Here is a 6,382-nt window from a genome sequence, read left to right as displayed (position 1 = left end):
GCTCTTGGAAAAGATGCTTACTGCCTTTTTTAAGATATCACGTTCCATTTTTACATCTCGTAATTCTTTTTCTAATTCCTTTACTCGTAATTGTTCTGTACTCAATTCCTGTTTTACAGTGAATTTACCAGAGGTAGATTCATAGGATTTACGCCATTTACGGATCATACTTCCATCTAAATCATATTCTGAACTCACTTGCTGTACGCTTTGACCTGATTGTAATAACTCTACAATCATAAGTTTAAAATCGTTACTATGTTTTCGCTTTACCATAATTCAAATATATTTAACATTATGGGCTATTTAAAATCGTCCTAACAAAACTAGATATTCCATAGAGCAGTTGTAAGCGATACTTTTCAGATTATTCTAAAGCCAAATTTTTAAATTTTACTATTTATTTTTTTATTGAAAATCGCTAAATTTAAAAATTTGGCTACTTGGAAAGTATGCACAGGCCTTTGAATTAAGTACTTTGTGCCCTATTTTTATGCATTGTTAGTAAATCGTTATTTCATTATTTCTAATATAATAGGTTTCAAGCCAGCGAAAAAGAATTCTACGGCAATAACCATAACTATCAACCCCATTAACCTCATCATTACATTGATACCTGTTTGACCTAATATTTTAATTATTTTAGTAGAACTATAGAGGATTAAGTAAGTCAAAACCATAACAAGAAAAACTGTAAATATTAATATTATTTTTTTTTCAATTGAATTTGCATCCTCCATCATCACTATGGCATTAGTCAAAGCACCAGGTCCACAAATCATAGGTATAGCCAATGGTGTAATTGAGATGTCAGCAATATATGATTTAACTTCTGAGTCTTTTACTTTAACCTTGCCTAATCTAGCCTGTAACATATCCATTCCCATTAAGAAAAAAATAACACCCCCAACTATTCTAAAACTATTTACAGAAATACCAAAAAAACTGAATAATAGCTGACCAGAAAAGGCAAAAAGAATGATAGTGATAAATGAAGCAATTGAAGCCTTTTTTGCTGTTTTAGTCCTATGCTGAGTATCCAATTCACTAGTCATAGTCATAAAAATTGGCATCGTACCAAGTGGGTTAATCAATGTAAAAAATGAAGTGAAACTTAAAATACCAAAAGCTATAATTTCTGTCATAGTTGATTTTTATTAATTGATAATCTAGCTATTGTTTTCTTTGTAAATTTATTACTTGTATCAAACAAAGCCAATTTTTTACGGACTTTCTTCAGAATAGTAACACAAATAAGCATAAAAACTCAACAAAGTATAGCTATGTTGTGTAAGTAGCCTAATTTATAGGAATGTATAATATTAAATAGACACAATTTAATCTCATTCTTGTGAGCAAGTACTTTTGATGATTTTTCAACTAGAGTTTTAAAAAATAGATCATAAATGAAAGGTTTTAGGGTAAACATTCTTAATTAGTTTCTTTAGAAGCAAGGAGTAGCATTTTTATAGTTAGAATGATTATCTTAAGATTATAAAAGTCTTAAACCAGACTCTTCAAATTATATTATTTATTAATCAGATTTACGACAAAAGAGTCAACATTTTATAGGCAGGTAAAACACATCCTTGTTTTAGAAGTTACTTATCCACCCTTAAAAAGGCATTAAAGTTTACACTCATCAGCTGTACATGAGCTATCATTTTCTCCTAAGTTTTCTAAAGGCATCTTAGCTTCATCGAAGTTCTGTTTTAAAGCGGATAAAAATGTTTCAACAGGTTGTGCGCCTGATATAGAGTATTTACTATCTAAAACAAAAAATGGAACCCCAGATATACCTAGGTTTTTCGCTTCTTTAAAATCTTGCGTTACATCATTGTCAAACTGATTTGAATTTAGAGTTTCTTGGGTTTCGTCTTTATCAATACCTAGTTGCTCTGCAAAAGATATTAAGAGCTGAGGATCTGCAATATTTTTTCCCATTTCAAACAAAGCTTGAAAAAGTAATTCCTCCATTTTGTTATCTTTTCCATATTTTTTTGAAAGATGTAATAATTTATGGGCTGGAAAGGTGTTTGCAACAAATGTTTTATCGAAATCAAAATTCACCTCTGAATTTTTTCCCATATCTGTCAATTGTTGAAGAAATTGATCTGCTTTTTGGGCTGAAAAGCCTTTTTTTACCATTAAATATTTTCCGAAAGTTATACTTCCAGAAGTATTATTTAGTTCTGGATCCAACTGAAAACTTTTCCATTCAACCTCAATTTCACTAGAAAAAGGTAATTGTTGTAATGCCTTTTCAAAATTATTTTTTGCTATATAGCAAAAGGGACACATAATGTCCGACCATATTTGTACTTTCATTTTTAAATTATTTTTTAGTTACTTTATATTAAGATTTTTTCTTCTCTAAACTTTTTTTCATCATGTTTTATTTATGAAAGCAAGCTTTAGACATAGTTTTATAAAAAAAACGAAAAGACTTTTTTATATCTGAAGAAAGACTTTTACCAACTTTGCATTTTGTTTTGGATGCTGTTTCTAAAAAATTTTCCTTTTTTATATCAAAGTCACCTTCAAAAAACAGGAAGATTGAACAAGAATTTATTCTAGAGTCGTCATCGCTCATTTCATAAGAGATTTCGCATTTTGTTACTGTACTATCAAAACCTTTCTTTCTTGCTTCATAATCCACCGTCTCCATCAAACACGAAGCATAAGAACTAATTAATAAATCTATAGGTGAATAGTCAATATTATTTACTTTAAAGGTAGCTTCATTTAAAGATGTATGTATTGAAGAGTTATCTTTTCCAACATATTTTACATTAATTGTTTTACCCATTATTTTAGCTATTAGTTCTTGTACTAATTATTAAACCTCTTTATTTATTTCGATTTTGACAGGATTTAGTATAGTTTCATAACCAGGAGAAACTTTGCTAATGTGTTTTATAATTTCATTATATTGCTCTTGTGTTCCGCTACCTTCAACTTTAAAATTGAACTGCAATTTTTCAAAACCAACGCTTACGTCTGGGTTTAGACCTAAAAACCCTCTAAGATCTAATTTCCCAATAATGTCTAATTGTACATTTTTTAATTCTATACCTTTTCCTGATACTCCTGTTACAAACCCAACCATCATACAGCCAGCCATTCCACCAAGAATATAATCCTGTGGATTTGGATTCTTGTCGTTGCCAAGTAATTCAAGAGGCTCATCTATCAAATATTTAAACTGCGTATTTATTTTTTTTTGATCCAACCTTTTTACTACGGGTTGTTATGCTGGTAGAGACACCTTCTTGCCAATTGGCAGTAACGTCAAAAGTAGCTTCAGCCTCAGAACTATTGCTTTTACAAGGTAAATATAGTTTTGTAATGCTTTTAAATTTAGATTGTTTATCATAACTACTTTAAATTTTATACAGGCAAAGTTAACTAGCATCAAAAAAAAAATAAATGGACAAAACTGAAAATAAACTGTACTTATCTGATAGATTTTCGGAAATTAATAGGTGAAATTTCAGTGTGTTTTTTAAAATAACGGAAAAAATATGCAGGGTCTTTAAAGCCTATTCTATACGCTATTTCTTTAACAGATATATCCGAGTGTGTAAGCAGTCTTTTTGATTCTAAAATTATCCGTTCTTGTATAATTTGAGTTGGTGTTTTTTGAATGAGTAGCAATGTTAAATTAGAAAGAGTTCGGGTTGAAATATTTAGTAAGGCTGAATATTGACTTACTGTGAGGTTTTTAGCAAAATTATCTTCCACTGCATTAATAAACTTTATTAGTAAATTTCTTTTTTCATCATCAGGAAAAGGATTTCGACCGCTTCCTATTTCTTCAAGTTGGTGTTTTCTACGCTGCACCTGAATAAGAAATGCCTTCAAATATAATCTAAGTAACTCCTCTCTTCCGTACGACTTTTTCTCCGCAAGCTCTAACCTCATTTGAGAAATATATTCGTCTAACTTAAATTCCCAGCCACTACCTACACAACAAGATGGAGTTTGATAGAGGGTATTAAATAAGTTACATTTTAAGAAGAAATCCACATCATTATCTTTCTGCACTAAAAACGATTCACCGAAATTAATAACAAAGCCATCACATTTTGTTAAAGACTTAAAGGAATGTACTTGACTTTTGGCAATAAAGAATAATGCATTTTCAAAAACATTATATTCATTAAAATCCACAGTATATAATCCACATCCAGATTTAAACCAAATTATTTGATAATAGTCCTGAGTATGTGAAACCATAAGCTCTTCTCCTCGTTGTTCGATGTAATCTGGCAAAGAAAAAATTTCAAATGAGAAGTTTTCCTGAATGTTACTTAATTGATATTGCTGCATCTTGAATTGTTCCATATAAAATTATTGAGTTATACACTTAGTATCTGTTTTATATTTTTGTGATATAAAGGTTTTGCATTGATCATCCTTTCTATGGTTTTATGGAAAATACGCTGTTTAAATTGAAACCTGTTTATTCTAAAACAAAATTCATCAAAATAAGCTTGAATATGCCATTTACTTACGTGTGTTGGTATAGCTCGCAACCACGATTTTAGTTGCATTATTACAATGTGTAACTCTTTAAAGTTTTTTCCTTGATTACTGAGTTTTTGTTCAATGTTATACTTTTCTTTTAAAGGTTCATACCCTCGCCACTTGTCTGTAAAAATTTGTGCTTTTTCACTTATGTGCTACTCAAAAATAGGAGTTAAAGATTTAGCGGAATAATCATTAATTGATTTTACATACACTCTTTTTATTTGATCTATTTCCATAAAATTAATATACAAATAATAGCTAAATTAAACTAGAGCCTAATAGATAGAACTATTAGGCTCTACTCTGCTTTGTAATTAAGGAACTCACTACTGTGCTCAAATCGAAAAAAAACGAATTGAAAATAGAGATCTTTTAGCCTAATTAAACGTTCAATTTAATAACTAAATTGTATGACTACGCTAATAAGTATATACAATATTGATTCATTAAATATGTAAATTTTCATAAATAATTATCTATATTCAATTTTCTTCTATAGGACACCCAACAGCATCGACTTCAACACCTTCTGGCGTTTGAGCACATTTATCAATAACGTTTATTACACCATCTCCATCATCATCATTTCTTTCAACAATATTGTTGTCATCGTCACCAAGACTACATGAGCTAAATGCAAAAAACACAGTAAAAACAATAACAGATAAATAAAATTTTTTTGTTTTCATTATTATAAAATTTAAAAATTTGCGAAGAAACTATTTCATATCGCTTCAATACTTAGGCAAAGATGTGCTTATTTTAAACCTCAAAAGACCAGATAGACAAGGAGAATAAAAACAGAAGTCCGTGCCTATAAGTATAAACCAACAACCTCTTTATTAATAAGGTTTTTCAATGAATTATAATTACTAACGAAAGTGGTCTCACTTTACAAGCAGAAGTGAATTATTTAAAAAAAGAAAGCTAAGAATTGAAAAAAGAAGTAGGTGTTTTTCCTGTTTGCAATTTAAAATGTTTGTTGAATGTAGATTTTGTACTAAAACCGCAATCATAAGCTAGAGAAATCATGGTGTATTTTTTATTCTCTGGAATAGAAGCCATTTTGATAAACTCTTTTATACGTAGTGAATTGATGTAGTTGTAAAAATTCTTTCCTTCCATCTCATTAATAACTTGTGATAAATGATTGGGGTGTACTTTTAAGACTCTGGATAACTCTACTAATGTGATTTCCTGTTTTTTATAGTAAGAACTGTCCTCCATTAATTTTTTTAGGTTGTTATAAATTTTCGAAGCCTTATCTTCATTTAATCCAGACTTAACATATTTTTCGTTTGAAACATTTATTTTAGAAAACTCTTTCCTATTTGTTTTTTTATCTTCAACACTGAATTCTTTATCTAATGTTTCAACTACATCGTTATTATAATAAAAAATATTTAATTGGTTGATTCCAAAAAAGCCTATAAAGATGACTAAAATAGCTATTGCAGCGTAGGTAACATTGTTCTCAAAAAAAAGAGATAAAATGAATATAAGTCCATTACCAATTGATAAGCATTTTAACCACTGTAACTCCTTTTTATCTGTATTTGAAAACTTATTTTTTATGTTTTTTTGATATCTGTTTATAACTATTAAAGACCAAATAGAATAAGTTAATCCAGATATTATTATTACTAATGATAGTAACAATACATACCATTCAAAACCTTCTCCACTGTTTTGATAAACAATTATTTTTTTTTCTCCAGTTAATTGATAAAAAGGAAGAGATAATAAAACTAAAATGATAGATGGAAGAAAATGTAAAAATGTAATACTGTTTTTTTTAATACTATTCCCCGTAATTTCTATAACATAAAAATATAACAAAAGTCCATGT

8 protein-coding genes and 1 pseudogene are annotated in these 6,382 nt (G+C 28.9%); all 9 read right to left on the bottom strand.

Going from position 1 to position 6,382, the window contains the following annotated elements:
- Positions 1–276: IS3 family transposase (locus tag H527_RS0118325; protein WP_027414011.1), on the bottom strand; the 276-nt coding region annotated here is incomplete at its 3' end.
- Positions 277–512: 236 nt separating this feature from the next.
- Positions 513–1,145 carry a MarC family protein gene (locus tag H527_RS0118320; protein ID WP_027414010.1) on the bottom strand — a complete coding sequence of 211 codons (633 nt, stop codon included), beginning with the start codon at positions 1,143–1,145 and terminating at the stop codon, positions 513–515.
- Positions 1,146–1,626: 481 nt separating this feature from the next.
- Entirely contained in the window at positions 1,627–2,328 is a 702-nt protein-coding gene (locus H527_RS0118310; RefSeq protein ID WP_027414009.1) for a DsbA family oxidoreductase, read from the bottom strand.
- A gap of 67 nt (positions 2,329–2,395) precedes the next feature.
- On the bottom strand, positions 2,396–2,809 hold the full coding sequence (locus H527_RS0118305; protein ID WP_027414008.1) for an OsmC family protein: 414 nt from the start codon (positions 2,807–2,809) through the stop codon (positions 2,396–2,398).
- 30 nt (positions 2,810–2,839) lie between these two features.
- On the bottom strand, positions 2,840–3,232 hold the full coding sequence (locus H527_RS22640) for an OsmC family protein (RefSeq protein WP_051316867.1): 393 nt from the start codon (positions 3,230–3,232) through the stop codon (positions 2,840–2,842).
- 224 nt (positions 3,233–3,456) lie between these two features.
- Entirely contained in the window at positions 3,457–4,347 is an 891-nt protein-coding gene (locus H527_RS0118290) for a helix-turn-helix domain-containing protein (RefSeq protein ID WP_027414007.1), read from the bottom strand.
- Between the two features lie 14 nt (positions 4,348–4,361).
- Positions 4,362–4,757 (bottom strand): annotated as a pseudogene (locus H527_RS22635) (IS1595 family transposase); the annotation flags it as partial.
- A gap of 258 nt (positions 4,758–5,015) precedes the next feature.
- Positions 5,016–5,222, bottom strand: coding sequence for a hypothetical protein (locus H527_RS24495; RefSeq protein WP_027413928.1), 207 nt, complete (start codon positions 5,220–5,222; stop codon positions 5,016–5,018).
- Between the two features lie 238 nt (positions 5,223–5,460).
- On the bottom strand, positions 5,461–6,382 hold a 922-nt coding region (locus H527_RS0118275), incomplete at its 5' end, for a helix-turn-helix domain-containing protein (RefSeq protein WP_027413929.1).

It is taken from the genome of Aquimarina muelleri DSM 19832, from assembly GCF_000430665.1.
GTDB classification, from domain to species: Bacteria; Bacteroidota; Bacteroidia; order Flavobacteriales; family Flavobacteriaceae; genus Aquimarina; species Aquimarina muelleri.
This window is presented reverse-complemented; position numbering and strand designations above follow the sequence as displayed.